2 protein-coding genes and 1 pseudogene are annotated in these 3,075 nt (G+C 28.0%); 2 read left to right on the plus strand and 1 reads right to left on the minus strand.

The window, feature by feature from the left end; translation table 11 throughout:
* Both FBF10_RS08355 and FBF10_RS08360 read left to right on the plus strand, forming a co-directional pair.
* A pseudogene (locus tag FBF10_RS08355) lies at positions 1 to 900 on the plus strand (motility associated factor glycosyltransferase family protein); the annotation flags it as partial.
* Positions 897 to 2,783 carry a motility associated factor glycosyltransferase family protein gene (locus tag FBF10_RS08360; RefSeq protein WP_165433911.1) on the plus strand — a complete coding sequence of 629 codons (1,887 nt, stop codon included), beginning with the start codon at positions 897 to 899 and terminating at the stop codon, positions 2,781 to 2,783. The pseudogene FBF10_RS08355 and the gene FBF10_RS08360, both read left to right, overlap by 4 nt.
* A gap of 30 nt (positions 2,784 to 2,813) precedes the next feature.
* Here the strand turns inward: FBF10_RS08360 and FBF10_RS08365 are convergent.
* Positions 2,814 to 3,075, minus strand: a 262-nt coding sequence (locus tag FBF10_RS08365) for a flagellin (RefSeq protein ID WP_058001441.1), incomplete at its 5' end; no start/stop codon positions are given.

Below are 3,075 nucleotides of genomic sequence, written 5' to 3' on the forward strand. Positions count from 1 at the left end.
TTTGGATATTTTAACATGGGCAAAAGTGTAGCAAATATGAGCTACCTACTTACAGAATATTTAAACTATAAAAACATTATTCTCATAGGACAGGATTTAGCTTATGCAAAAGATGGATTTTCCCATACTAAAGATTATAAAAATCTTGATAAACATGAAGGACATTTTCAAAGAGATAAGGGTAAATTTCAATGTTTGGCTTATGGAGGTAACGGAAAAGTTGAAAGTTCTAGAATTTGGACTATGTTTCGACTAATTTTTGAAAATGATATTAATTATTTTCAAAAATTATTTAATATCACCACCTACAACTGCACCGAAGGTGGAGCAAGGATAGAAGGAACCATAGAAAAACCTTTTTTATGGGCTTGTGAGAATTTACTTGATAAAGATTTAAATAAACCTTTTGAAAAATTAGAACCTTTAAGTTTAAATAAACAAAATGAATTTTTACTTAAGGCTTATTATAAAGTTTATCAAAGTATTAAACATTGTAGAGATTTTAGTAAAATACTCAGCAATGATTTTGAAAATATACAAAGTATATATTTGAGTTTAAATGAAAAAGAAGAGGATATCAATTTAGCTATTGAAAAAATAGATGAATTTAAAAATAAACTTGAAGATATTAAACAAATGCAAGATTTGTATGAAATTTTAGGTCCCCTACTAACTCAATTTGAACTTAATCTTGCTAGAATTTATGTCTTAAATCCTAAAACCAAAGAAGATGCTTTTAATAAAAGCATTCTTTGGATAAAAGAACATTTAGAATTTATGGAATTAGTTTATGGACATATTAAAGCACAAGAAAATGCTTTGATTAAAAATATACTTCCTTTAGAAGAAAAACTTAAAGAAAGAAAATTAGATAAATGGATGGAAAGGGTGAGAAAGTGAGAGAAGAAAATAATTTTAACAAAAATTTAAAAGCTTTAAGCGGTTTTGAGTATAACAACTTACGCAAAAAACTTGAGGATCTAAAAGAGCTTAGAGAATTTACTTTCACTCAAGGAAAAGATAATCTTAATATCAATATCATAAAAAAAAGAAATTTAAAAAAAATGTATCAAGATCCCATCAAAGAGCTTGAAAAAAATTTAGAATATTTTAAAGATTTTACACGCTATCCTGTGCTTTTTTTTTATGGTTTTGGAAATGGAATTTTATATAAAATTCTACTTCAAAATCAAGCACTTAAAAGAATAATCATCTTTGAAAAAGAATTAGAACTTATCTTTTTGGCTTTAAATTTCATAGATTTTAGCAAAGATTTAAGCTTAGGGCGACTCATTATTTTACATCATGATGATATTAATCTTCCTAAAATGGATAAAGTTTTTCGTTTGATAGGGGATTTGTTTTATCGTTCTTATAACCTACACATTGCTAATGATTTTTATGAACACTATAAAGAAGATATTTTAAAACTTAATAAACTCAATATGCAAATCATCAAAAATCACAATCTTATGCGTGGAAATGATCCTAAAGATGCCATGCAAGGCATAGAGCAATTTGTTTATAATCTTCCTCAAATGATTACCCATCCTAGTTATAAAGAATTGCTTTCTAAAAGAAAGGGTATAAGTGATACAGCTATCATTGTTTCTACAGGACCATCTCTTACTAAACAACTTCCTTTATTAAAAAAGTATGCTAGCAAAGCTACAATTTTTTGTGCGGATTCTTCTTATCCTATTTTAGCTAAACATGGTATAAAGCCTGATTATGTTTGTATGTTAGAAAGAATTGAAATAATTGCTGAATTTTTTAATAATGATTTTGGGGAATTTGATAAGGATATTATGTTTCTAGTAGCTTCTTTGGTGCATAAAAAAACCATTTCTTATCTTGAAAAAAATCAAAGAAAATACATTTTAATTATAAAAGGCCAGCCTTTTGCTAGATACTTGGAGCTAGACGATTATGGATATATTAACGGAGGTATGAGTGTATCTCACATGGCTTATGAACTGGCTGAAAATTTAGGAAATAAAAACATCATTCTCATAGGTCAGGATTTAGCTTATGCCAAAGATGGGCAAACACACTCTCAAGGTTTTATCCATGCTAATTTACACAATGGAGACTATGAAAGGGACTTAGATAAATTTAGCACTACAGCTTATGGAGGAAATGGAAAAGTTCAAAGTTCTGAAATTTGGACACTTTTTAGACAAATTTTTGAAAATTTCATTGCTTTTAGCAAAAGTAAAACTTATAATTGCACTGAAGGAGGTGCTAGGATAGAAAGCGCTATAGAAAAACCTTTTAAAGAACTTTGTGAAGATTTACTCGAAAATAAAAAAGATAAAAAATTTAAAAAATTACAAGTTTTAAATACTAAAGAACAAGTAAAACTCGGATTAAAAATCTATCAAAAAATCAAAAAAAATATGAATCTATCCTTGAATTTTAAAAAAGAGTGTAAAAAAGTTCAAAAACAAATTCACAATCTTACCCATGGAAAAAACAAGCTCTCTCTTGAACAAATAAACCAGAATATAGACAAAATCAAAGAAAAACTTTCAAATAAAAAATATCTCTTTTTGCAAGAAATTTTAGGCCCTACTTTGCATCATGAACAAAGTATATTAACGCCTTTATATCTTAAAGATATCAAAGATGAATCTGATAAACAAAATAAACTTTTTGCTTGGGTTTATGCACACGAAGCTTTAATGGAAAATATCATAGAGCTTTTAGAAGTCCAAGATAAAAGACTTAAGATTGCGATTTTGCCCTTGCAAGACTTTTTAGAAAAGAAAAAAGCACTTTAAAAGCTTAGATGCATAAAAGCATCTAAGAAATTATTGAAGAAGTTTTAAAACATTTTGCTGCACTGCATTAGCCTGACTCATAGCATAAGAACCTGATTGTGCAAGGATGTTATATTTAGAAAAATTTGCACTTTCAGCTGCAAAGTCTACATCTCTTATGGTTGATTCAGCTGCTTTAACATTTACTTGAGTAACAGTAATGTTGTTTATAGTCACTTGAAGTTGATTTTGCACTGAACCAATGTCAGCTCTGATTTGATCAAGATTTGTTGTAGCCGTTTCAGCTATATCC

The sequence above is a fragment of the Campylobacter sp. CFSAN093249 genome (genome assembly GCF_011067895.1).
In the GTDB taxonomy this organism is placed as follows: domain Bacteria; phylum Campylobacterota; class Campylobacteria; order Campylobacterales; family Campylobacteraceae; genus Campylobacter_D; species Campylobacter_D jejuni.